The organism is Janibacter sp. RAF52, from assembly GCF_052114035.1.
In the GTDB taxonomy this organism is placed as follows: Bacteria; Actinomycetota; Actinomycetes; order Actinomycetales; family Dermatophilaceae; genus Janibacter; species Janibacter hoylei.
Genome location: NZ_JBFRDY010000010.1, coordinates 92,911 through 115,228, shown reverse-complemented (window position 1 = coordinate 115,228; position 22,318 = coordinate 92,911). Strand labels below are relative to the sequence as shown.

The following is a 22,318-nucleotide window of genomic DNA, read 5'->3' as shown; positions in this document are numbered from 1 at the left end:
ATCTGGTGACACTCACGCCAGAGGACCTCTTGGCTACAGCCGAAGAGGATAGGATGTGACTCAACCGCATGGCTGCGGCACGCGTAGCTATGACAGCAACTTCGACCTCATGGGCACCTCCGTTGAGCGTCTTCAGCTATCCACGGAGGTAACTGTCGGCAATGGCTACGAAGCTCCCAGTTCCTGAGACGATCCTTGAACTCGTCGTAGATCACACCGACAGTCTCTTACCATCTGCAACGTTTTGCGCCGGTTTCGAAGATGGAACATGGCGCTCCGATGACCTCAGCGTCGATCTGATCAATTGGGCAGCAGATTGGATTCTTCCTACGCAAGAACTGGAAGGGTACAACCACGCTACTGGCACAGCACTGCTCGGGAAGGCTCTCAGTCGTGTCTACGCCACCATTGACTTTGAGAGAAGAGGAGAAATTGGTGAACTCCTCCTTCACATGATTCTGCGCAAGTTCTATGGAAGTTCGAGACTTATATCCCGGATCTACTTCAAAGACGCTGCCAACGACACTGTCAAAGGTTTCGACTGTGCCCACATTGTCGATACAGGAGCCTCCGGGGAACTGGAACTCTGGCTTGGCGAATCGAAGCTCTATAAAGACAGCTACGGTGCAGCCAGCGCAATATATGATGAGCTGAAGCTACATCTCAGTCGCGACTACCTGCGGTACGAATTTGCCGCCATAACCGACAAGATTCCTGACGACTATCCTCACCGGGACAAGATCACCGCGCTGTTGTCTCGAAAGACCTCGTTGGACAGAACATTCAAGAGTGTCGTAGTTCCTATCTTCATTTCCTATGACAGCGAAGCTGCGGGCAGGCACAAGGAGAGCACTGAGGAGTACCTCGCTGATCTACGAACCGAGGTCATGAACAACTGGAAGAGTCTGCGAGACAGGTACGAGAACTGGACACTTCCTCGTCAGATCAGGGCACACGTGTTTTTCTTCCCAATGGACACCAAGGCCGAACTCACGTCCGCTTTCGATGGGAGGTTGAAAGCATGGCAGGCTCTCACGCAGAACTGACATCTCTGCTACGCGGTGAGGTTGACGACGCGTTTGAGATCCTATCCGATATTGCTGCTTTCACTTCAATTAATGGCATCGGATCTGAAAGCACGGATCTTGTAATTCGAGCGCTTGAGAAAATCAGTAGGACGGGACCCGAGGGCGAAATCCTTCGAAGTTTAGCAATGCTGCACGGACTGTACCCCTATGCCGTTCAAGGTGCAGACCATGACTCTCTTCGGGATGCGGTCATCATGGAAATGAACCGACCCAACCCAGCCTCTGAGACCGTCTTCCACCGCATTCAGTCTCAAGTATTTCACCGCCTGGTTGAAGGAGAGAATGTAATTCTCTCGGCGCCAACCAGCTTTGGAAAGAGTGTGGTTATAGATGCACTAGTTCAAACTGGCAGGTACAAGAACCTGGTACTCGTGGTTCCTACAATCGCACTTCTGGATGAGACCCGCCGACGCCTCTCCCAATTTCGTGAGTACAAGATTGTCACCCACCCGAACCAGGAGTTGAGTGAACGCAACATCCTGGTCATGACACAGGAGCGGTTGCTCGCGGTTCCTCAACTCCCTGCGGTTGATTTCTTCTTCATTGACGAGTTCTACAAGCTTGCGGAGGAGAGCGAAGGCACTCTAGAACAACGCGCATCAATGTTGAATCAGGCATTCTTGCGACTCGCTAAGACTGGCGCCCAGTTTTACTTTGCGGGTCCAGTCGTGGAGGGCCTCGCATCAGTCCTCCCTTCTAACCTTCGTGCTTCTTTCATCAGAACTGATTTCTCCACCGTTGCTGCTGACACCAGAAAACTCAAGGCTTCAAACGACGAAGAACGCCTCGCGATAGTAGCCGAACTGATTGGTTCGTCCTGTGACCCCACATTGGTATATTGCCAAAGCCCAGCAAAGACGCGAAAGGTTTTGGAAGCGCTGATCGAACAGCGGTCAAGTGGCGCGACCGTTAGTCGGGGCTTACCGGAAGTAGCCGAGTGGATCGAAGAGAACTACCATCCGGATTGGATTGTCTCAAGAGCGCTGCGACGTGGAGTGGGTGTGCATCATGGACGCCTTCCTCGTTGGCTCGCACAAAAGATGGTACAGGGATTCGAAGACGGTGATCTTGACACGCTTGTCTGCACGAACTCTCTGATCGAAGGAGTCAATACCCGAGCAAAACGCATCATAATTCTTGATCGCAAAGTTGCTAATAGGGCATACAACTACTTCACATTCGCCAACATACGTGGCCGTGTTGGCAGAATGTTTAAGCATTTCGTGGGTGAGATCGTGCTCTTTCATGATGCCCCGACGAGAGAGTTTCCCGAGATTGACATTCCTGGAGTCAGCCAAAGCGATATTGCCCCGAGTTCACTACTCGTGCAGATCGACGAAGGAGATTGGAGCGACGAGACCAGGGAGCGGGTGTCACCTGTATTAGAAGAGTCGGGCCTTAGCCTGAAGGTTCTGCGCTCGATAAAGGGTGTGGAACCGGAAGCTGCAACCGAGCTTGCGAAGCATATTCGCACGCTGCCCACGTCACGGCTTCAGCCGCTGCAGTGGTCTACTTCCTACCCAAAATGGGCGGAGCTTCGGGCAGTCTGCGAACTGATATGGAACTACATTCCTCCTTCGTATCATCGTGGGCACGGCGCATACAGCGCGCAGCAACTCGCTTATCAAGTCAATCAAGCGTCTCTCGTTGAAGGCCGAATGAAGGACATTATCGCGGGGTTTGTTGAGAACGAACATGATCAATCTTCCAGCGTTGACGAGAAGATTGAGGCGGCGTTCGATTTCGTGCGGTACTGGCTAGACCACAATTTTCCCACTGCGTTGAGGGCGCTCGATGTAGTCGTGAGCGAGATTCTTGAGGAGCGCGGATTGGAATCTGGGTCATTCGACGGTTTCGCGGCCCGAGTTGAGAGCATGTTCTCCGCTCCGCATCTCACTACGTTGGAGGAGTACGGCCTGCCTCTTGAGATATCGCGACAGTTGGTACGCGGACTTGGGAACTCCCGAAGTCTCGATGAGATGCTTGAAGCAATTCAGGCGTTGCGTGGCACAGAGAGAATACCGCTTACTAGTTTTGAACGTTCGCTTCTCGGAGAAGTAGTGGCAACGATTTAGTTTCCGCTGCACTCAACCCATCAACCGAGTGAAGGGCACCTCTGCCGGGATGACTGCGCTCCACAGAGACGGCTTCTCGCCCGTGTGGTCTCGACGTTTTCAGCGTGGCGATCCTAGAACTGACGAATTGTCGGCAACCCGAAAGAAGCGGGCTCCTGAGTCTCGAACGGCCGATAGGCTGCCTGGCGGTTCAGCAGCCGGCCTGGATCATCCAGCGAATCCAGCAGGGCGGTCACGTCCGCGGTATCGGTGATGATCTCGGCGCGTCCGCGCTTGATGAGCTCATGCGGACCCGCACTCGCCGCCGACGTGACCGGGCCGGGGACCGCTCCGACGGCGCGGCTATGCCGGTGGGCTTCTGTTGCCACCAGCAGCGATCCCGACCGGAAGCCTGCCTCTGGGATCACCGTCGCGCCCGAGAGCGCACCCAGCAGACGGGCGCGGGCCATGAACCGCCACCGGGTCGGCGTCGCCCCCGGAGGAGCCTCGCTGGCCAGCACCCCCAGATCGCCGATCCGGGCCAGCAGGTCCGAGTTCCCGCGCGGGTAGGGACGGTCAATGCCGCCGGCCAGTACCGCGATCGTGCCTCCACCGTCGGCGAGTGCCGACCGGTGTGCTGCGGCGTCGATGCCGTAGGCGCCGCCGGCGACGATGGTGCGCTCCTGTTGGGCCAGGTCTCCGGCGAGATGCCCGGCGACCTGGACGCCGTACTCGCTGGCCGCCCGGGAGCCGGTCATCGTGACCCGATCCGTGAGAGCGCCTGCGAGGAAGGAGGTCGCCCCGCGTGTCCACAGCAGGTACGGGGCGCGGGAGCCGAGGTCGTTGAGCGCGTGCGGCCAGTCCGTATCGGTCGGGATGAGCGTGGACATACCGGCTCGTTCCGCCTCCGCAACTCGTGCCGAGATGTCGCCCTCAATGCGCGGGGCGACGCGGTTGAGCCAGGCGATCGCATCGGCGCGGTTCATCTCCGGCACCGCGGCCTGGTCGTCTTCGAGCAGCCGGAGCGTCTCGACCCCGCCGAGTCGGTGCAGGATGCGGCCGGTGGCCGCGTCGTCAGGCTCGGCGATCATCGACAGCATCATCCGTGCCTGCCGCTCACCCTTCGCCTGCTCTGCCAGCTTCGCCATGATCTGTGTCCCTTCCCAGACGGTCACCGGCAAGGTGCACCGCCAGCGACCGAGCACGGCCCGCGGGGGCTACCGCGCGTCGTACGCGCGGCGTAGAGTGAGAAGCACAGAGGCAGATTCGCCCCTCACCATGTAGGCCCCCTTTTGGGGCCGTCCTTCGGGACACTCCACACGTACTGCCTCATCACAGTTGCGTGCTTGGAGGCATCATGTTCCGACTCATCTGGTTCGCCAGCATCCATATCCGCGTCTTCATGCGCCGCCGGATGCCGACCAACATCGTGCTCGACAAGGTCCGCACCCGTCGCGGCCTCAAGTGGGGCATCCCGGCGATGCTGCTCGCGATCCCGTACCTCTACGCCGCGAGCCTACTGACCGTCATCATCCGTGACGGCGGGCCGGGCTGGCTCAACCTCATCGTGCTGGTCGCGATCTGGTCGGGGCTCAAGTTGCTCTGGATCGGCCCCGTCAGCCTGGTTCTGCTTGCCCGCGTGCGCATCCACGAGCACACCGAGCGGCGCACGGAGCGTAACTCTCGGGAGCACGTTATCGCCGAACCGACGGTCTCGGCGTAGGAGTGCACGATGGGTAAGTACGTGAAGAAGACCTCGCGGCGTCGGTACGACGAACGACATTTCTCTATCAGGGCGGTGCATCGCGAACCACCCGATCTGCACAAGCTGTCGGAGATGCTGATCCGTCTCACGTTGCAGGAGATCGGAGAATCACGAGCCAGTCGTCGCGCCGAAGAGGTTCCCGAGACCTACCGAGAACCCACCCCCGCCGAAACAAGAAACGAGCACAGACCGCCGCAGGCCTGATCACCCCGGTCATCGGGATCAGCATTCGCGCCTGTCGCTCACGAAGCGGCAGGCGCGAACCTCTGTCTGCGGGGCGGGAGCCCTGGCCCGTCAGCTGATCGACTCGGACAGCTCCAGCCACCGCTCTTCGAGCTCGGCGACCTCGCCCTCCGCCTCGCGCAGCTCATCGGTATGGCCTTGCAGGCCCCCGTAGTCGCTCTGATCGTGGTCGGCGAGACGCTGATGGATGCGGTCGATGCTTCCCGACAGCTTCTCCAGCCGGCGTTCGATCGCGCCGATCTCCTTCTGCACCGCCCGGCGCTCCGCACCCGACAACTCCGAAGACGAAGGCGACGATGGTTTCTGTTCGGCGGCCTGGGCGCTCATCGGCGACGGGGTCACGGCCTGCTGCTCCTGCGCGGCTCGCAGCCGCAGGTACTCATCCACCCCGCCCGGCACATGCCGCAGCCCGTCGTCCAAGATGGCGTACTGCTGGTCCGTGACCCGCTCCAGCAGGTAGCGGTCGTGCGAGACCACGATCAGCGTGCCCGGCCAGGAGTCCAGTAGGTCTTCCAACGCGGCGAGCATGTCCGCATCAACGTCGTTCGTAGGCTCGTCTAGTAGCAGCAAGTTCGGCTCACTGAGCAGCAGCATCAGCAGCTGCAGCCGCCGCTTCTGCCCGCCGGAGAGGTCATCGACGCGTGCCGAGAGGTGTTCGCGGGCGAAGCCGAGCCGTTCCAGCAGCTGCGCCGGGGTGAGGTCTTTCCCGTCGATCTGGAACGTGGTCTTGGTGCGGGCCAGGACCTCGCGCACCCGGTCACCGCCGATATCGGCGAGCTGGGAGAACTGCTGATCGAGGATGCCGACCTGCACCGTCTTACCCCGCTTGACCCGTCCCTCGGTCGGCTCCAGGGTGCCGCAGATCAGTCCGAGCAGCGTCGACTTGCCCGCACCGTTCGCGCCCAAGATGCCGGTGCGCTCACCAGGGGCGATCCGCCAGGTCACGTCATCGAGGATCGTCCGGTCCCCGAAGCTCACGCTCGCGTCTTCCAGGTCCACGACCTGCTTGCCCAAACGTGCGACAGCGACCCGCTGCAACTCGATGGGGTTGCGCACCGGCGGCACGTCAGCGATCAGCTCGTTGGCCGCGTCGATCCGGAACTTCGGCTTCGACGTGCGCGCCGGAGCGCCTCGCCGCAGCCACGCCAGCTCCTTGCGCATCAGGTTCTGCCGCTTGCTCTCGGCCGCAGCGGCCATCCGATCTCGCTCGACCCGCTGGAGCACGTAGGCGGCGTAGCCGCCCTCGAACGGCTCGACCGTGCCGTCGTGCACCTCCCACGTCTCGGTGCAGACCTCATCGAGGAACCAGCGATCGTGCGTGATGACCAGCAGTCCGCCGCTGTTCTTGGGCCAGCGTCGCTTCATGTGCTCAGCCAGCCAAGCGATACCCTCCACATCAAGATGGTTCGTAGGCTCATCTAGCGCGATGAGCTCGTAGTCACCCACCAACAAGGCGGCGAGGGCCACGCGCCGCCGTTGCCCTCCGCTGAGTCGGCCGATCACCGCATCCCAGGAGATATCCGAGACCAGCCCGCCGATCACATCGCGGATGCGGGCATCGCTGGCCCACTCATGCTCCGGCGCGTCGCCGGCGATCGAGTACCCGACCGTGGCCTCCGGATCGAGGTCGTCACTCTGACCGAGCACGCCGAACCGCACGCCGCCGCGCCGGGTCACCCGACCCGCCTGCGGCTCGATCTGCCCCGAGAGCATCCCCAGCAGGCTCGACTTGCCGTCACCGTTGCGACCGACGATCCCGATCCGGTCGCCCTCCTCGATCCCGACCGAGAGCGAGTCGAAGACCACCCGCGTCGGGTACTCCAAGTGCAGCCCTTCGGCCCCCAGAAGCGGTGTAGCCATCAGCGACCACCCCTCCCGACCGGCGCGGTGCGACACGGCACGCCATACCGTCTCCCAAGGAGCCGACGTCGAGCATCAGGGCGTGACGTTGCCCTGCCACGACGGTAGAATCGAGGTGTCCGGAACGAACAACCCATCGAATTGTTGGGTTCGTCGAGCGCGATGACATTGGGCTCGTCGAGCAGCAGGAGCAGCAGCTGGAGGCGCCGCTTCTGGCCGCCGGAGAGGTCGTCGACCCGTGCTGACAGGTGCTCGCGGGCGAAGCCGAGACGCTCGAGCAGCTGGGCGGGCGTGTGGTCGCGCCCGTCGATCGTGAAGGTCGCCTTGGTCCGGGCGAGCACCTCGCGCACCCGGTCGGAGCCGATCTGCGCGAGCTGGGAGAACTGCTGGTCGAGGAAGCCCAGGCGCACCGTCTTGCCCCGCTTGACCCGACCGGTGCTCGGCGCGATGTCGCCGGAGACCAGCCCGAGCAGCGTCGACTTGCCGGCGCCGTTGGCGCCGAGGATGCCGGTGCGCTCACCCGGCGCGATCCGCCACGTGATGTCACGCAGGACGGTCCGGTCGCCGAAGGTGACGCTCGCGCCCTCGATGTCGATGACGTCCTTGCCGAGGCGGGCCACGGCCATGCGCTGCAGCTCGATCGGGTTGCGAACGGGTGGGACGTCGGCGATCAGCTGGTTGGCGGCCTCGATGCGAAACTTCGGCTTCGAGGTCCGCGCGGGCGCCCCCCGGCGCAGCCAGGCGAGCTCTTTGCGCATGAGGTTCTGCCGCTTCTGCTCCGTCGCGGCGTTGATCCGGTCGCGCTCGACGCGCTGGAGGACGTAGGCGGCGTAGCCCCCTTCGAAGGGCTCGACGATCCCGTCGTGCACCTCCCAGGTCTCCGTGCACACCTCGTCGAGGAACCACCGGTCGTGGGTGATGACGACGAGACCGCCCGAGCCCTTGGGCCAGCGCCGGCCCAGGTGCTCGGCGAGCCACGAGATGCCCTCGACGTCGAGGTGGTTGGTCGGCTCGTCGAGGGCGACGAGGTCCCACTCCCCGACGAGGAGCGCCGCGAGCGCCACGCGCCGCCGCTGGCCACCGGACAACTCGCCGATGCGGGCCTCCCACGGCACGTCGGTGACGAGGCCGGCGATGACGTCGCGGACGGCCGGGTCGCCGGCCCACTCGTGGTCGGGGCGGTCGCCGACGATCGCGTGACCGACGGTCTCGTCGGGGTCGAGGTCGTCCGACTGCCCGAGCACGCCGAAGCGGACGCCACCCCGGCGGGTGATCCGCCCGGCCTGCGGCTCGATCGTGCCGGCGAGCATGCCGAGCAGGCTGGACTTGCCGTCGCCGTTGCGACCGACGAGGCCGATCCGGTCGCCCTCCTCGATGCCGAGGCTGACCGAGTCGAAGACGACGCGCGTGGGGTACTCGAGGTGGAGCCCTTCGGCCCCGAGGAGCGGTGTGGCCATCAGAGCTGACGCACGGTGGGCAGGATGTGCGCGCCCTGGACCGGGCCGGTCGCGCGCAGGACGTCGCCGGCGACGCCGCAGGCCGTGAGCGCCACGGCCAGGTCGATCGCCCCCTCGGCTCCGTCGGCGAGGATCGCGACGGTCGGGCCCGAGCCGGAGACGATCGCCGCGAGCGCACCGAAGCCCATCGCCGACTCGATGACCTCGCCGATCGCGGGCTGCAGGCCGATGGCGTCGGCCTGCAGGTCGTTGTCGAGCACGGGGGCCAGCGCGGACGCGTCACCCGAGCGCAGCGCGCTCATCAGGGCAGCGCTCGGCTGCGGCTCCTCGAGCGTCGTCCCGGCCGTGCGCTCGTCGAAGGCGGCGTAGACCCGCGGGGTCGACAGCCCGCTCGCGAGCGACGGCACGAAGACCCAGTGGTACCTCCCCTTCGCCAGGACGGCCGTGACGACCTCGCCCCGCCCCGACCCGACGGCGGTGCCGCCGTGGAGGAGGAAGGGGACGTCGCTGCCGATGCCGGCGGCGATCTCCTCGAGCTCGTCCTTGGGCACGTCCGTGCCCCACAGCGCGTCGCAGGCGACGAGTGCCGCGGCCGCGTCGGCGGAGCCCCCGGCCATGCCGCCGGCGACGGGGATCTCCTTGTGGATCGTCAGGTGCACCGGCTCCTGACCACCCGTGTGGTCCGCGAGGGCGCGGGCCGCACGCAGCGCGAGGTTGGACTCGTCGGTCGGCACCCGGTCGGCGTCGCGACCGCGCACGGAGCATCCCCACTCGTCGGCAAGGGTGGCCGTGACGTCGTCGTGGATGCCGACGGCCTGGTAGACCGTCGACAGCGCGTGGTAGCCGTCCTCACGAGCCGGGCCGACGAAGAGCTCGAGGTTGACCTTGGCAGGGGCCCGCACGGTCACGCACGCGGGCAGCTCGAGCACGGAGGTCATGCCGTCACCCTAGCCATGAGTTCCTCGGTGACACGGGCGAAGTCCGCGACGCCGATCTGCTCGCCCCGGGTCCGCGGGTCGATGCCGGCTGCGCGCAAGGCCTCCTCGGCGATCTCCCCCGTCCCCGCGATGCCCTTGAGCGAGGCGCGCAGCGTCTTGCGGCGCTGGGCGAAGGCGGCGTCGACGACGGCGAAGACCTGCGAACGGGTGGCACCCGTGGGCGGGGGCTCCCGCCGCACGAGCCGCACGAGCCCGGAGTCGACGTTGGGCACCGGCCAGAAGATGCTGCGCGGCACCCTCCCGGCGAGCGCCACGTCGGCCCACCACGCGGCCTTGACGCTCGGCACGCCGTAGGTCTTGCTCCCCGGCCCCGCGGCGAGACGCTCCGCGACCTCGAGCTGGACCATGACGAGCACCCGCTCGATCGTCGGGAAGGTCTCGAGGAAGTGCAGCACCACCGGCACCGAGATGTTGTACGGCAGGTTGGCGACGAGTGCCGTGGGTGGTGGGCCGGGCAGCTCGGTGACGGTGAGCGCGTCGGCCGGCACCACGGTCAGGTGGTCGGCGACGGCCGGCCCCTGGGCGGCGACGGTGCCCGGCAGCGCCGCTGCGAGCGTCGGGTCGACCTCGACGGCGGTGACCCGCTCGGCCTCCTCGAGGAGCGCCAGGGTCAGCGAGCCGAGACCGGGGCCGATCTCCACGACGTGGTCGTCTGCGGTGACTCCCCCGGCGCGGACGATCCGCCGCACCGTGTTGGCGTCGACGACGAAGTTCTGCCCCCACTGCTTGGTCGGGCGCACGCCGAGACCGTCGGCGAGCTCACGGACCCGAGCGGCGCCGAGGAGGGTGACGCCGCTCCCTTCGTCAGGGGCGGTGCTCGGGTCGCTGCTCATGGGTGGACTCTATTCGGCGAAGGGGGACGGCCGCGGGCCCCCACGACCGTGGTGGTCGCAGGGGCCCGTCGGGTGCGTCGAGACGTCAGGCCGCGTGGGCGCAGCCCCAGGGCTGCAGGCCGCGCTGGGCGTAGACGCGGTTGGCCACGGTGATCTGCTCCTCGCGGGTGGCGAGGTCGGCGCGGGGGGCGAAGTCGCCACCGCCGGAACCGAGCCAGGTGCGGCTGTCGAACTGCAGACCGCCGTAGTAGCCGTTACCGGTGTTGATCGACCAGTTGCCCGTCGACTCGCACTGGGCGATCCGGTCCCACATCGCGGCGCGCGAGGTGTCCAGACCGGACGAGCTGCTGCTCTTCGTCGGCTCCGACGTGGGGGTCGAGGTGCTCTTCGGCGTCGAAGAGGAGGAGGAGGAGGAGGAGGCCGACTTCGGCGTCGAAGAGGAGGAGGAGGAGGAGGACGACTTCGGCGTCGAGCTCTTGGGGGTGGACGTCGGCGCGGGCTTGGGGGCGGGCTTGGCCTTGGTGCCCTCGATGACGACCTTGTGCACGGGCTGCTTGGTGATCTTGCTGCTCGTGCGCTCGGAGGAGACGACCTTGCCGTTCTTGACCGTGTCGCGGTAGGTGCTGCGGCGCTCGCCGGCGACACCCTCGCGCTCGACCTTCGTCGTGCCGACGGTGAGCGAGGCGTCCTTCTTGACGATGGTGCGGAAGGGGACCGCCTCGGTGCGCTGCGTGGACCGGGCGTCCATCTCGTCGACGCGGATCGTCATGCCGTCCTTGACGACGGTCTTCGCGCCCGGCTTGATGCGGTCGTCGGAGTCGAAGCGGACCTCTGCCTCACGCAGGGCCTCCTGGACCGTGCGGGCGGTGACGGTGGCCGTGGTGCGCTTGCCACCGACGACGAGCTTGATGTCCTTGGGCGTCGACATCTCGAGGTCGAGGCCGTCGCGGCCGATCGCCTTGCTGCGCGAGGCGGACAGGACCGCGTCGCCGCTGTTGCGGATGCCGAGCTCCTTGAGGGCGTCGCCGACATTGGTCGCCGTCGTCCAGTACTCGCGCTCCTTGCCGTCCACCGTGAGGGTCAGCTTGCGCCCGTAGCGCACCACGATCGTCTGACCGTCGTCGACAGGGGTCTCGGCCGAGGGCGTGACCACGTCGTGGGCGCCGAGCTCGATGCCCTGCTTGTCGAGGACGTCGGCGACGGTGCCTCCGAAGGAGTGGACGGTCGAGGTCTCGCCGTCGACCGAGAGGGCCACGGACTTGTCCATGACGACGACTCCCGAGACCCCGAGGGCCAAGGCGCCGACGACGCCGGCCTGGGTGATGCGGCGGATCGCGGGTGAACTCACAGTGCTCCGATGGTCGAGCTTCCCGGGCACCGGCGGGATCGCGCACGACGACCCAGGGATGGCGGGCGCCGTGTCAGCGGAAGAACATCAGGGGAAACCGGCCCCGGCCAACAGCGGACTACCCTGCACCACCGGACCGCCGAAGGTCAAGTTTTGGTAACGGAGCGTGGTGAGCGCCACCCTTCGCCCCTCCCCGCCGGCCCCCTCCGGCAGCCGGTCACCAGGTGCCGTAGACCCGCTCCGAGGTCTCGGAGATCGCCGCGCACATCGTCGGCACGTCGACCCCGAGGGTACGCGCCATGACCCGCACCGTGTGCGGCAGCAGGTACGGGGCATTGGCCCGGCCGCGCTCAGGCGACGGCGTGAGATAGGGCGCGTCCGTCTCGGCGAGCACCTGCTCGATCGGGGTGTGCGCGAGCGCCTCGCGCAGCCCGGCGGCGCTCTTGAAGGTCACGGTGCCGGCGAAGGAGAGGTGGTAGCCGCGCTCGACGCACTCACGGGCCATCGCCAGGTCGCCGCTGAAGCAGTGCAGGACCGTCGTCTCCGGCGCCCCCTCCTCGGCGAGGATGCGCAGCACGTCGTCGTGGCTGTCGCGGTCGTGGATCTGCAGGGCCTTACCGGTGCGCTTGGCGAGGTCGATGTGCCAGCGGAAGGACTCCTGCTGCACCGCGTGCCCCTCCGGGCCGGTCCGGAAGTAGTCGAGTCCGGTCTCGCCGATCGCGCGCACCCGCGGGTGGGCGGCCAGCGCCTCGATCTCGTCCCACGCGGCCTGCAGCCGACCGGCCTCTGCGAGCGCAGGGATCCCGTTGGGGTGCAAGGCAACTGCGCCGAGCATCGACGGGTGCCGGTCGACCTGGTCGACGGTGAAGCGGGCGCTCTCGAGATCGCAGCCGACCTGCACGACCCGGTCCACCCCCACCGACGCGGCACTCGCCAGGGCCGCGGCGACGTCCTGCGTGGTCCGCTCCTCTCCCCCGTCGGGGGCGATGGCGTCGGCGACGTCGCGCCGCCGGATGTCGAGGTGCGTGTGGTTGTCGACGACCGGCAGCGGCAGCGGGTCGGGCCGGGGGGCCACCCCGTCGCGGTCACCCATCACTCAGCCGCCATGGCCGCCCGCTCGGTGCCGACGACCTCCTCGGCGTCGAGCTTGACGAAGACCGGGCTCGGCTTGGCGATCGGGGTGCCGACCACGACGGGCGTCGGCTCCCACCGCGGGAAGGACGAGTAGTCCCCCGTGATGACGGGGTAGCCGGGCCCGCCGTCGAGGTCGTCGACGTCCTCGACGCGCGGCATCGGGACGAGCGCCCCGTCGCCACCGAGGACGGCGTCGACCCGGTTGGCCGCGTGCGGGACGAAGGGAGCCAGCAGCAGGTTGCAGTCGCTGACGCACTGGGTGAGCGTGTGCAGGACCGTCGCCAGCCGCTCGCGCTGGTCCTCGCCCTTGAGGCGGAAGGGCTCGGTGTCGGTGACGTACTTGTTGACGTCGCCGACCACCCGCATGACCTCGCCGAGCGCGGCCTTCTGCCGGTGCCGCTCGAGGAGGGTGCCGACCTCGGCGAAGGCCCCGGCGACCCGGGCGAGCACCGCCCGGTCGACGTCCTCGAGCTCCCCCGGCTGCGGGATCTCGCCGAAGTTCTTGGCGACCATCGACGCGGTGCGGTTGACGAGGTTGCCCCAGCCGGCGACGAGCTCGGAGTTGTTGCGCTGGACGAAGTCCGGCCAGGTGAAGTCGGCGTCCTGGTTTTCCGGACCGGCCGCGCAGATGAAGTAGCGCAACGGGTCCGGGCCGTAGGTCTCGAGGACGTGCCGCACGCCGATGACGTGGCCACGGCTGGAGGAGAACTGCCGGCTCTCCATCGTGAGGAACTCGCTGGAGACGACCTCCGTCGGGAGGTTGAGCTCACCGAAGGGGCCGGGCTCGCCTCCCTTCGCCCCCTTGCCGGAGTACGCGAGCAGCTCCGCCGGCCAGATCTGGCTGTGGAAGGTGATGTTGTCCTTGCCCATGAAGTAGTAGGACAGCGCCTCCGGGTCGTTCCACCACTCGCGCCAGCGCTCGGGGTGGCCCTGACGTCGGGCCCACTCGATGGAAGCGGAGAGGTAGCCGATGACCGCGTCGAACCACACGTAGAAGCGCTTCGTGGGGTACTTCGTCGCCAGCTCACCCGGCAGCGGGATGCCCCAGTCGATGTCGCGGGTCATGGCGCGTGGCCGGATGTCGTCGAGGATGTTGAGGCTGAAGCGGATGACATTGGGCCGCCACGTACCGGTCGCCTCGCGACCCTCGAGGTACTCGCGCAGCGCATCGGCGAGCGCGGGCAGGTCGAGGAAGAAGTGCTCGGTCTCGCCGAACTGCGGGGTCGACCCGTCGATCTTGCTCCGCGGGTCCTTGAGGTCGCTCGGCTCGAGCTGGTTGCCGCAGTTGTCGCACTGGTCACCGCGAGCGTCCTCGTAGCCGCAGATCGGGCAGGTGCCCTCGATGTAGCGGTCGGGCAGCGTCCGGCCGGTCCGCGGGTCGAGCGCGACCTGCTGGGTCTGCTCGATGAAGTAGCCGTTGGCCCTGCACTGCTCGAAGAGGTCCTGGACGACCTGGTAGTGGTTGCGGGCCGTCGTGCGCGTGTAGAGGTCGTAGGAGCAGCCGAGGTCGGCGAGCTCGTGGGCGATCGTCGCGTGGTGGGTGTCGACGAGCTCACGGGCCGTCGTGCCCTGCTTGTCGGCGAGCACGAGGATCGGCGTGCCGTGCTCGTCGGAGCCGCTCACCATGAGCACGTCGTGCCCCGCCATGCGCATGTACCGGCTGAAGACGTCCGAGGGGACCCCGAATCCGGCGACGTGGCCGAGGTGGCGGGGACCGTTGGCGTAGGGCCAGGCGACGGCGGAGAGAACCTTCATGCCGCTCATCCTAGGTTCCCGGGGATAGCCTGCCGGGACCGCGTGCGGGGCCGCCGCACCGATGACGAAGGGAGCCGCACCCGTGATCGCCGCCCTCACCGGGATGGGTCTGAGCGCCGCTGCCGGGCTCAACGCCTACATCCCCTTCCTCGTCGTCGCCCTGCTCGCCCGGTTCACCGACGTCGTCGTCCTGCCGACCGGCTTCGAGTGGATGGAGTCGTGGTGGGCCATCGGCATCGGGGCCGTCCTGCTGCTCACCGAGGTCACTCTCGACAAGGTGCCCGCCGTGGACAGCGTCAACGACGCCGTGCAGACCTTCATCCGCCCGAGCATGGGCGGGCTCATGGGCGCGGCGACCGCCGGTGCGAGCACTCTCGACGAGTCGACGTGGATGCAGGACAACGCCTGGGTGGGCGTCCTGCTCGGCGTGGTCATCTCGGGTCTCGTCCACGCCGGCAAGACCGCGGCCCGCCCCGTGGTCAACGTGGGGACGGCCGGCTTCGGCGCGCCCGTGGTCTCGACCGCGGAGGACGGGGCCGCGATCGGCATCGCCCTCGTCGCGGTCTTCGTGCCGCTGCTCGTGGTCCTCGTGCTCATCGCCCTGGCCGCGATGCTCGTCTGGGTCTTCACCGCCTGGCGGCGCGTGCGACGCCGACGGCAGGCGCGCCCGGCCACCTGACCCGCACGCCCGACCCCTCGGGGGCGGGTGACGGCCGGGTGGGTCAGACGGGCAGGAAGGCCTCGATGATCCGTCGTCCGACGCCACGGACGAAGGGCTCGCGCTCGCCCTCCGGGCGGGTGAGGGCCGCCGTGAGCACGCCCTCCATCGCCGCGATGACCGCCTGGGCGGAGGTCTCGACGTCCCGGACCTCGGCCAGGGTGAGGATCTGCCGCACGATGCCGTCGACACGGTCGCGGGCCGGGGCCATGGCGGCCGCGATCTCCGGCTGGCGCGAGGCCTCCTGGGTCAGCTCCGCCTTGGCCATCCAGGCCTCCGGCTCGCGCAGCCACGACGCGAAGAGATCGAGCGCGTGGTCGATGAGCGTCGCGTCGTCCTCGCCGGCCTGCTGCTGCCGGCTCAGCTCCTCGACGCTGTCGATGAGACCCGCCGCGATGTACTCGGTGAGGGCGGTGACCAGGGCCATCCGGGTCCGCAGGTAGCCCGAGGTGCTCCCCTGCGGCAGACCGGCCTCCGCGTCGACCGCCCGGTGGGTCAGGCCGCGCATGCCGCCAGCCGCGACGACCCGGGTGGCCGACTCGAGGATCAGCTGCATGCGGGGCGAGAGCTCGGTCGTGGCAGTGGCGCTCATCCGACTCACGGTACTCGCTCGTCGGGCGACCCCGGACGCGTCCGCCCACCTCCGAGGTGGACTTGACGAGACCCTTCTACGGGTGTAGTTTTTCCAGTGTCTTCAACAGACGTAGAAAGGAATTCGATCATCATGAGCATCGCCACCGTCGCCTCCTTCGTCACCGCCGCCCTCGTCCTCGCGGGCATCGCCCTGACCTTCCTCCTCGTCACCGTCGGCGTCGCCGCCTTCCAGTTCTTCTCGGCCAACCGCCCGGTCCGCGTCGCCCGCCACCAGAGCATCCCGACGTACTACCGCCAGCTGGCCTTCAGGTGATCCGGAGGGGGACCAGCGCCGCTCCCCCCTTCGCCCCCGGCCGGGGTCCACGCCGGCGACGACGCCACGGACCCCGCCTACGCTGAGGCCATGACCTCAGCCCCCGAGCCACTGCCGCCCCGGACGGCGGTCACCGAGACGCTCCTCGTCCTCGGGGTCTCGCTCGGGGCGTCGGCCCTGTGGTCGGCGCTCTCCCTCGCCCGCAAGCTGACCGCCGACGAGGACCTGTCGGGGCAGGTCACCTCGATGAACCAGTCCGTCACCCCCGCCCAGCCGTGGCTGGACCTCACGCACCAGCTCGTCGGCATCGGCCTGGCCCTCGTGCCCGTCGCCCTGGCGCTGCACCTGCTGGCCCGCCAGCACGCAGCCCCCCACCACCTCATCGGTCTCGACCTGCGCGCACCCGGTCGCGACCTCGCGCAGGGGCTGGGCCTCGCCGCGGTCATCGGCATCCCCGGGCTGGGCCTCTACCTGGCCGCCCGCGCCCTGGACCTCAACACGACGGTCGCCGCCTCGGACCTCTCAGCGGCGTGGTGGACCGTCCCCGTGCTCGTGCTGGCCGCCGGGCAGAATGCGCTGCTCGAAGAAGTCGTCATGCTCGGCTACCTCTTCACCCGCTGGCGCGAGGCCGCCTGGTCACCGGTGGCCGTCGTCGTGACGAGCGCACTCGTCCGCGGCAGCTACCACCTCTACCAGGGCTTCGGCGGCTTCGTCGGCAATGTCGCGATGGGTCTGCTGCTCGGCGCGGTCTACCTCAAGGTGCGCCGCGTCGCGCCGATGTTCATCGCGCACTGGCTCATCGACATCGTCGCCTTCGTCGGCTACGCCCTCCTGGCGAGCCGGCTGACCTGGCTCGGCTGAGACCGACTCAGAAGTCGTCCGAGGAGAGGTCCTCCATGACCTTCGCGCCCTTGGGCTTGGCGAAGTCCTCCCGGCTGCGATTCCACTTCGAGTACTCGAGGACGGACTGGCGCTCGCCCTCCCCGTAGCTCAGCCTGATCGGCGCTGGCTCCCCCGGCGCCGTCGAGACCCACAGGATGCGCTCCTGCGCGTCGCCCTTCGCCTTGCGGATGGCGACGCGGTAGGTCTCCTCACCGTCGAGCGTCTCGAAGCTCGCCGGGCTCTTCTTCGCGTCGAAGGGGGTGACGGACTCCCCGTAGAAGGTGGCCCGCAGCAGGGTCTGCGGCCGGTAGGCGTCGAGCGGCGAGTCGTCGAAGGGCACCTTGACCCAGGCGCCGGTGTTCTTGCGCATGGGGCTGTCATCGGGCGCCTCGAAGACCTCGAGCCACTCCTTGTTGACCCGCACGTAGTGGTCGATGCCGACGATGATCGTCTCCATCGTGCCGCCGCCGGGCACCGACAACGTCGCGCGGGAGATGCCGGCCTTCTTCGACGTGGACAGCAGCCCACCGGTCGAGCCCTCGGAGCGCAAGGTGATCGTCAGGTCGCGGTCGGCGTCGTAGACCGTGCCCGAGATCGTGACGTTGTTGGTCGAGGCCATGTACTCGCGCGACGAGGTGAGCACCGAGCTGCCGCTCGGCGGGTTCTTCGTCGACCCGGTCGCGGTCGTGGAGCTGGACGACGTCGGCGCGGTCGTCGTCGTGGTCGTGAGGGGTGGGGCCGCCGAGGTCGACGACGACTCCGTGTCGTCCCCGCCCAGCGGGCCGCACGCCGTCACGGACACGGCCACGGCGCCGGCCAGCACGAGGCTGGCGCGGCGCCGTGGTGCGCGAGGTCGTCGCGTCATCGTCAGATCAGGCTCACAGTGCGCCCCGCGCCGCCTGGCGCAGGTCGGCGTTGAGCGTGCTGATGACGTCGAGCGGGATTTCCTTGGGGCACGCCGCAGCGCACTCACCGATGTTGGTGCAGCCACCGAAGCCCTCGAGGTCGTGCGTCTCGAGCATCTTGACGACGCGACCGCCACGCTCGGGCTGACCCTGCGGCAGCTCACCCAGGTGGGTGACCTTGGCGCCGAGGAAGAGCATGCCCGAGGCATTGGGGCAGGCCGCGACGCAGGCGCCGCAGCCGATGCACTTGGCGGAGTCGAAGGCCCGGTCGGCCTTCTCCTTCGGCACCGGCACCGAGTGCGCCTCGGGCGCGGCGCCGGTGTTGACCGAGATGTACCCACCGGACTGGATGATCCGGTCGAAGGCGCTGCGGTCGACGACGAGGTCACGGATCACCGGGAAGGCGTTGGCCCGCCACGGCTCGATCGTGATGGTCTCGCCGCTGCGGAAGGAGCGCATGTGCAGCTGACAGGTGGTCGTCCGCTCGGGGCCGTGGGCCTCTCCGGAGATCATCAGGCCGCACATGCCGCAGATGCCCTCGCGGCAGTCGCTGTCGAAGGCAATCGGCTCGGTGCCCTGGGCGATGAGCTGCTCGTTGAGGACGTCGAGCATCTCGAGGAAGGACATGTCCGGGGAGATGTCCTTGACCTCGTAGGTGACGAGTTCGCCCTTCGCCGTGGGTCCGGCCTGGCGCCAGATCTTGAGGGTCAGTTCCATGCTCACTTGTAGCTCCGCTGCTTCAGCTCGATGAACTTGTAGTTCAGGTCTTCCTTGTGCAGGACGGGCGCGCCGTCGCCGCCGAACTCCCATGCCGCGACATAGGCGAACTCGTCGTCGTGACGCAACGCCTCACCGTCCTCGGTCTGCGACTCCGCGCGGAAGTGACCGCCGCAGGACTCGCGCCGGTGCAGCGCGTCGATGCACATGAGCTCACCGAGCTCGAGGAAGTCGGCGACGCGGCCGGCCTTCTCGAGGCTCTGGTTGAGGGTGTCGGCCTCGCCGAGGACCCGGACATTGGTCCAGAACTCCTGCTTGAGGTCGCGGATGAGGCCGATGGCCTTGCGCAGGCCCTCGTCCGTGCGCTCCATGCCGCAGTACTCCCACATGATGTTGCCGAGCTCGCGGTGGAAGGAGTCGACGCTGCGCTCACCGTTGATCGAGAGGAACTTCTCGATCCGCTCGGTCACCGAGGCCTTGGCCTCGACGACTGCCGGGTGGTCCTCGTCGATCTTCTCGAAGGGCCCCTTGGCGAGGTACGAGCGGATGGTGTTGGGCAGGACGAAGTACCCGTCGGCCAGGCACTGCATGAGCGACGAGGCACCCAGGCGGTTGGCTCCGTGGTCGGAGAAGTTCGCCTCGCCGACCGCGTAGAGGCCGGGGATCGAGGTCTGCAGGTCGTAGTCGACCCAGAGCCCACCCATCGTGTAGTGCACGGCCGGGTAGATGCGCATCGGGACCTTGTAGGGGTCCTCGCCGGTGATCCGGGCGTACATGTCGAAGAGGTTGCCGTACTTCTCCTTGACGGCCGCCTCACCCAGTCGCTCGATGGCCGCGGCGAAGTCGAGGTAGACGCCCCGACGCATCTGGCGCTTGTTGCCATCGGCGTCGACCTCGTCGACGAGCGGTCCGACGCCGCGGCCCTCGTCGCACATGTTCTTCGCCTGGCGGGAGGCGATGTCACGGGGCACGAGGTTGCCGAAGGCGGGGTAGATCCGCTCCAGGTAGTAGTCGCGGTCCTCCTCGGGGATCTCCCGCGGGTCCTTGTCGCAGTCCTCGGCGCGCTTGGGCACCCAGATGCGACCGTCATTGCGCAGCGACTCCGACATCAGGGTCAGCTTCGACTGGTGGTCGCCCGAGACGGGGATGCACGTGGGGTGGATCTGCGTGTAGCAGGGGTTGCCGAAGTAGGCGCCCTTGCGGTGCGCACGCCACGCCGCGGTGACGTTGCAGCCCATGGCATTGGTCGAGAGGAAGAAGACGTTGCCGTAGCCACCCGAGGCGAGCACGACGACGTCGGCGAGGTGGGTCTCGATCTCACCGGTCACCATGTCGCGGGCGATGATGCCCCGCGCGACGCCGTCGACGAGGACGACCTCGAGCATCTCGTGGCGGCTGTACTCGGTGACGGTGCCCTTGGCGACCTGGCGCTCCATGGCCTGGTAGGCGCCGATGAGCAGCTGCTGACCGGTCTGGCCGGCCGCGTAGAAGGTCCGGGCGACCTGGACGCCGCCGAAGGAGCGGTTGTCGAGCAGACCGCCGTACTCGCGGGCGAAGGGGACACCCTGCGCGACGCACTGGTCGATGATGTTGGCGCTCACCTCGGAGAGGCGGTAGACGTTGGTCTCGCGGCTGCGGTAGTCGCCGCCCTTGACCGTGTCGTAGAAGAGGCGGTAGGTCGAGTCGCCGTCGTCGTTGTAGTTCTTCGCGGCGTTGATGCCACCCTGGGCAGCGATCGAGTGGGCCCGTCGCGCGCTGTCCTGGTAGAAGAAGCTCTTGACGTTGTAGCCCGCCTCGCCCATGGTCGCGGCGGCCGAGGCTCCGGCGAGGCCGGTGCCGACGATGATGACGTCGAGCTTGCGGCGATTGGCGGGGTTGACGAGCGCGTTGTCGAACTTGTGCTGCGTCCACATCTGGTCGATCGGGACGTCGGGCGCCTTCGTGTCCGCGATGGGCGCGCCCTCGGTGAAGAACTCGCTGAGAGTGTCAGTCATGTGTGGGTGCTCCTGCTCAGAGGCTGTCGATGAAGATGTAGACCGGCGGGATGAGGAACCCGACGACGATGACGGCCGCGAGGACCGCACCGATGGCGCGTGCGCGAGCGCGGGCGACCGCGGTGCGGTTCAGGCCCATCGTCTGCGACGCGCTGTAGACGCCGTGGTAGAGGTGCATCCCGAGGGCCACCATCGCCAGCACGTAGATGAGCAGGACCCACCACATGGCGAAGGCCGCGCTGATCATCACGTAGGGCGACTCCTTGATCGCCTCGGACGAGGCCGACCCGTAGAGGTTCGGCTTGACGATCGTGAACTGGATGAGGTGGAAGATGACGAAGGCGAAGAGGGCCAGCCCGCCCCAGCGCATCGTGCGCGAGGCGAGGGTGGACCCCAGGTTCTTCTTCACCTGGTACTTCACCGGACGCGCGGCGTTGTTGCGCGCGATGAGCGTCAGGGCGGCGTAGACGTGGGCCACGAGCGCGAGGATCAGGACGATGCGCACGATCCACAGCAGACCCCCGTACGGGAGCATCGGCTCCCCGAAGGTGCGCAGGTGGTGCGCGTAGGTGTCGAAGGCATCCTGGCCGGCGAGGGCCTTGAGGTTGCCGTACATGTGCAGGAGCACATACAGGATGAAGATGACGCCGGAGCCAGCCATGAGCATTTTCAGCCCGATGGAGGACGACGCCACCCCCTTCTTCTTCGCGGGGAGGGTCGTAGTAGCCACGGGGTCAAGGTACCGCTTTGTGAGCGGGCACACGTCACCGGTCCGCCCCGCCACGGTGTGACATTGGCCCGGTTACCGTGACGTAATAGACAACACAGATGTCGCAAAAATCGCCGGAATCTCGGGGAAGGATGATCACCTTTGGAGCCCACGCCGCCGCACACCCTCGTCTCCGCGACCACCCCGCGCGGCGAGATCGCCCTGCGCGAGCGCGAGACCGGCGACGGTGTCGTGCACGAGCTGGTCGTCGCCGGCGTCTTCGCCATGGACAGCGTCGACACCTCGACGGAGGTCGCGATGGCCCAGGAGTCGCTGGCCCGCACCTCGTCACCCGACCGCGTGCTCGTCGGCGGCCTCGGCCTGGGCTTCACCACCTGGCAGGTGCTCAAGGACAAGCGGGTGCGGCAGGTCGACGTCGTCGAGCTCGAGCCCGACCTCGTCGAGTGGGCCCGTCTCGGGCTGGCCCCCACGCTCGGTCTCGTCGCGCGGCACCCTCGGGTGCGGGTCCACGCCGGCGACATCGCACCGGTGCTGCGGGGCGCGGCCACTCCCTTCGGCCCCTGGGACCTCGTCCTGCTCGACGTCGACAACGGCCCGAGCTTCCTCGTCCACGACGCCAACGCGCGCATCTACTCCCCCGATGCCCTCCGCTCCGCCGTCGACCAGCTCGCCCCCGGCGGCACCCTCGCCATCTGGGCTGCCCAGCGCGAGCCCGACCTCCTCACGACCCTGCAGCCCCTGGGCGCCACCGAGGAGATCCTCCTCGAGGTCGAGCGCGAAGGGCGCACACTCACCTACGCCCTCTACCTCACCCGCCCCTGACCTGACCCCGGCTGGCCGGGTTGGGGACGGAGCGCGGGAAGGAGGCTTCGCTGGGCCGAAATCCTGCGTGCTCGCGTGGTCCGGTTGTCGTGCTCGACTTCGGCTTGA

20 protein-coding genes and 1 pseudogene are annotated in these 22,318 nt (G+C 67.4%); 8 read left to right on the top strand and 13 right to left on the bottom strand.

What is annotated here, in order from left to right:
* The first annotated feature begins 161 nt into the window (after positions 1-161).
* Together AB4Y78_RS13135 and AB4Y78_RS13130 are read left to right on the top strand one after the other, a co-directional pair.
* The gene (locus AB4Y78_RS13135) at positions 162-1,046 is read left to right on the top strand and encodes a HamA C-terminal domain-containing protein (RefSeq protein ID WP_119297045.1); all 885 of its coding nucleotides are present in this window, start codon (positions 162-164) and stop codon (positions 1,044-1,046) included.
* The gene (locus AB4Y78_RS13130) at positions 1,022-3,163 is read left to right on the top strand and encodes a DEAD/DEAH box helicase (protein ID WP_119297044.1); all 2,142 of its coding nucleotides are present in this window, start codon (positions 1,022-1,024) and stop codon (positions 3,161-3,163) included. Before AB4Y78_RS13135 ends, AB4Y78_RS13130 begins: the two co-directional genes overlap by 25 nt.
* 113 nt (positions 3,164-3,276) lie before the next feature.
* Here AB4Y78_RS13130 and AB4Y78_RS13125 read toward each other — a convergent pair whose 3' ends face one another.
* Complete coding sequence (locus AB4Y78_RS13125) at positions 3,277-4,290, bottom strand: DNA-processing protein DprA (protein WP_225984160.1); 1,014 nt, start codon at positions 4,288-4,290, stop codon at positions 3,277-3,279.
* A gap of 209 nt (positions 4,291-4,499) precedes the next feature.
* Between AB4Y78_RS13125 and AB4Y78_RS13120 the strand changes: the two genes are divergently transcribed.
* Both AB4Y78_RS13120 and AB4Y78_RS13115 read left to right on the top strand, forming a co-directional pair.
* Positions 4,500-4,865, top strand: coding sequence for a sulfate permease (locus AB4Y78_RS13120; RefSeq protein ID WP_119297043.1), 366 nt, complete (start codon positions 4,500-4,502; stop codon positions 4,863-4,865).
* A 9-nt stretch (positions 4,866-4,874) separates the two neighbouring features.
* On the top strand, positions 4,875-5,111 hold the full coding sequence (locus tag AB4Y78_RS13115) for a hypothetical protein (RefSeq protein WP_119297042.1): 237 nt from the start codon (positions 4,875-4,877) through the stop codon (positions 5,109-5,111).
* A gap of 90 nt (positions 5,112-5,201) precedes the next feature.
* Here AB4Y78_RS13115 and AB4Y78_RS13110 read toward each other — a convergent pair whose 3' ends face one another.
* The 7 genes and pseudogenes from AB4Y78_RS13110 to metG all read right to left on the bottom strand — a co-directional run bounded on the left by AB4Y78_RS13110 (position 5,202) and on the right by metG (position 14,535).
* On the bottom strand, positions 5,202-7,010 hold the full coding sequence (locus AB4Y78_RS13110; protein ID WP_119297048.1) for an ABC-F family ATP-binding cassette domain-containing protein: 1,809 nt from the start codon (positions 7,008-7,010) through the stop codon (positions 5,202-5,204).
* 134 nt (positions 7,011-7,144) lie between these two features.
* Positions 7,145-8,467 (bottom strand): annotated as a pseudogene (locus AB4Y78_RS13105) (ABC-F family ATP-binding cassette domain-containing protein); the annotation flags it as partial.
* Complete coding sequence (locus AB4Y78_RS13100; RefSeq protein ID WP_441715508.1) at positions 8,467-9,405, bottom strand: 4-(cytidine 5'-diphospho)-2-C-methyl-D-erythritol kinase; 939 nt, start codon at positions 9,403-9,405, stop codon at positions 8,467-8,469. The pseudogene AB4Y78_RS13105 and the gene AB4Y78_RS13100, both read right to left, overlap by 1 nt.
* Entirely contained in the window at positions 9,402-10,298 is an 897-nt protein-coding gene (rsmA, locus tag AB4Y78_RS13095; protein ID WP_441715506.1) for a 16S rRNA (adenine(1518)-N(6)/adenine(1519)-N(6))-dimethyltransferase RsmA, read from the bottom strand. Before rsmA ends, AB4Y78_RS13100 begins: the two co-directional genes overlap by 4 nt.
* Before the next feature lie 85 nt (positions 10,299-10,383).
* Positions 10,384-11,646, bottom strand: coding sequence for a ubiquitin-like domain-containing protein (locus tag AB4Y78_RS13090; RefSeq protein WP_441715504.1), 1,263 nt, complete (start codon positions 11,644-11,646; stop codon positions 10,384-10,386).
* 217 nt (positions 11,647-11,863) lie between these two features.
* On the bottom strand, positions 11,864-12,739 hold the full coding sequence (locus AB4Y78_RS13085; RefSeq protein WP_441715502.1) for a TatD family hydrolase: 876 nt from the start codon (positions 12,737-12,739) through the stop codon (positions 11,864-11,866).
* A complete protein-coding gene (gene metG / locus AB4Y78_RS13080) occupies positions 12,739-14,535 on the bottom strand; it encodes a methionine--tRNA ligase (protein WP_441715501.1) in 1,797 nt (598 codons plus the stop codon). The genes AB4Y78_RS13085 and metG overlap by 1 nt, the downstream gene beginning before the upstream one ends.
* A gap of 82 nt (positions 14,536-14,617) precedes the next feature.
* On the opposite strand from metG, the gene AB4Y78_RS13075 reads away from it, so the two are divergent.
* Entirely contained in the window at positions 14,618-15,214 is a 597-nt protein-coding gene (locus AB4Y78_RS13075; protein ID WP_306512236.1) for a DUF4126 domain-containing protein, read from the top strand.
* A 43-nt stretch (positions 15,215-15,257) separates the two neighbouring features.
* Here AB4Y78_RS13075 and AB4Y78_RS13070 read toward each other — a convergent pair whose 3' ends face one another.
* Positions 15,258-15,845 (bottom strand): TetR/AcrR family transcriptional regulator, encoded by a 588-nt coding sequence (locus AB4Y78_RS13070; RefSeq protein WP_259909736.1) that lies wholly within the window; start codon positions 15,843-15,845, stop codon positions 15,258-15,260.
* A 132-nt stretch (positions 15,846-15,977) separates the two neighbouring features.
* On the opposite strand from AB4Y78_RS13070, the gene AB4Y78_RS13065 reads away from it, so the two are divergent.
* A complete protein-coding gene (locus tag AB4Y78_RS13065; protein WP_306512238.1) occupies positions 15,978-16,160 on the top strand; it encodes a hypothetical protein in 183 nt (60 codons plus the stop codon).
* A 90-nt stretch (positions 16,161-16,250) separates the two neighbouring features.
* Positions 16,251-17,021: a CPBP family intramembrane glutamic endopeptidase gene (locus AB4Y78_RS13060; RefSeq protein ID WP_007924044.1), complete on the top strand. Its 771-nt coding sequence runs from the start codon at positions 16,251-16,253 to the stop codon at positions 17,019-17,021.
* 7 nt (positions 17,022-17,028) lie between these two features.
* Here the strand turns inward: AB4Y78_RS13060 and AB4Y78_RS13055 are convergent, their stop codons facing one another.
* The 4 genes from AB4Y78_RS13055 to AB4Y78_RS13040 are packed head-to-tail and all read right to left on the bottom strand — an operon-like array spanning position 17,029 to position 21,388.
* Positions 17,029-17,907: a hypothetical protein gene (locus tag AB4Y78_RS13055; RefSeq protein WP_128276933.1), complete on the bottom strand. Its 879-nt coding sequence runs from the start codon at positions 17,905-17,907 to the stop codon at positions 17,029-17,031.
* A gap of 13 nt (positions 17,908-17,920) precedes the next feature.
* Positions 17,921-18,664 carry a succinate dehydrogenase/fumarate reductase iron-sulfur subunit gene (locus AB4Y78_RS13050; RefSeq protein ID WP_007924048.1) on the bottom strand — a complete coding sequence of 248 codons (744 nt, stop codon included), beginning with the start codon at positions 18,662-18,664 and terminating at the stop codon, positions 17,921-17,923.
* A gap of 2 nt (positions 18,665-18,666) precedes the next feature.
* Positions 18,667-20,658: a fumarate reductase/succinate dehydrogenase flavoprotein subunit gene (locus tag AB4Y78_RS13045; protein ID WP_128276934.1), complete on the bottom strand. Its 1,992-nt coding sequence runs from the start codon at positions 20,656-20,658 to the stop codon at positions 18,667-18,669.
* A gap of 16 nt (positions 20,659-20,674) precedes the next feature.
* On the bottom strand, positions 20,675-21,388 hold the full coding sequence (locus AB4Y78_RS13040; protein ID WP_040880449.1) for a succinate dehydrogenase cytochrome b subunit: 714 nt from the start codon (positions 21,386-21,388) through the stop codon (positions 20,675-20,677).
* A gap of 141 nt (positions 21,389-21,529) precedes the next feature.
* On the opposite strand from AB4Y78_RS13040, the gene AB4Y78_RS13035 reads away from it, so the two are divergent.
* Positions 21,530-22,210, top strand: a complete 681-nt coding sequence (locus AB4Y78_RS13035; protein ID WP_007924053.1) for a hypothetical protein — start codon at positions 21,530-21,532, stop codon at positions 22,208-22,210.
* Positions 22,211-22,318: the final 108 nt, after the last annotated feature.

Bases quoted from the DNA above. Each gene is read 5' to 3' on its own strand.
- AB4Y78_RS13135 (WP_119297045.1), top strand. From the start codon at position 162: ATGGCTACGAAGCTCCCAGTTCCTGAGACGATCCTTGAACTCGTCGTA.
- AB4Y78_RS13130 (WP_119297044.1), top strand. From the start codon at position 1,022: ATGGCAGGCTCTCACGCAGAACTGACATCTCTGCTACGCGGTGAGGTT.
- AB4Y78_RS13125 (WP_225984160.1), bottom strand. From the start codon at position 4,290: ATGGCGAAGCTGGCAGAGCAGGCGAAGGGTGAGCGGCAGGCACGGATG.
- AB4Y78_RS13120 (WP_119297043.1), top strand. From the start codon at position 4,500: ATGTTCCGACTCATCTGGTTCGCCAGCATCCATATCCGCGTCTTCATG.
- AB4Y78_RS13115 (WP_119297042.1), top strand. From the start codon at position 4,875: ATGGGTAAGTACGTGAAGAAGACCTCGCGGCGTCGGTACGACGAACGA.
- AB4Y78_RS13110 (WP_119297048.1), bottom strand. From the start codon at position 7,010: ATGGCTACACCGCTTCTGGGGGCCGAAGGGCTGCACTTGGAGTACCCG.
- AB4Y78_RS13100 (WP_441715508.1), bottom strand. From the start codon at position 9,405: ATGACCTCCGTGCTCGAGCTGCCCGCGTGCGTGACCGTGCGGGCCCCT.
- rsmA (WP_441715506.1), bottom strand. From the start codon at position 10,298: ATGAGCAGCGACCCGAGCACCGCCCCTGACGAAGGGAGCGGCGTCACC.
- AB4Y78_RS13085 (WP_441715502.1), bottom strand. From the start codon at position 12,739: ATGGGTGACCGCGACGGGGTGGCCCCCCGGCCCGACCCGCTGCCGCTG.
- metG (WP_441715501.1), bottom strand. From the start codon at position 14,535: ATGAAGGTTCTCTCCGCCGTCGCCTGGCCCTACGCCAACGGTCCCCGC.
- AB4Y78_RS13070 (WP_259909736.1), bottom strand. From the start codon at position 15,845: ATGAGCGCCACTGCCACGACCGAGCTCTCGCCCCGCATGCAGCTGATC.
- AB4Y78_RS13065 (WP_306512238.1), top strand. From the start codon at position 15,978: ATGAGCATCGCCACCGTCGCCTCCTTCGTCACCGCCGCCCTCGTCCTC.
- AB4Y78_RS13060 (WP_007924044.1), top strand. From the start codon at position 16,251: ATGACCTCAGCCCCCGAGCCACTGCCGCCCCGGACGGCGGTCACCGAG.
- AB4Y78_RS13055 (WP_128276933.1), bottom strand. From the start codon at position 17,907: ATGACGCGACGACCTCGCGCACCACGGCGCCGCGCCAGCCTCGTGCTG.
- AB4Y78_RS13050 (WP_007924048.1), bottom strand. From the start codon at position 18,664: ATGGAACTGACCCTCAAGATCTGGCGCCAGGCCGGACCCACGGCGAAG.
- AB4Y78_RS13045 (WP_128276934.1), bottom strand. From the start codon at position 20,658: ATGACTGACACTCTCAGCGAGTTCTTCACCGAGGGCGCGCCCATCGCG.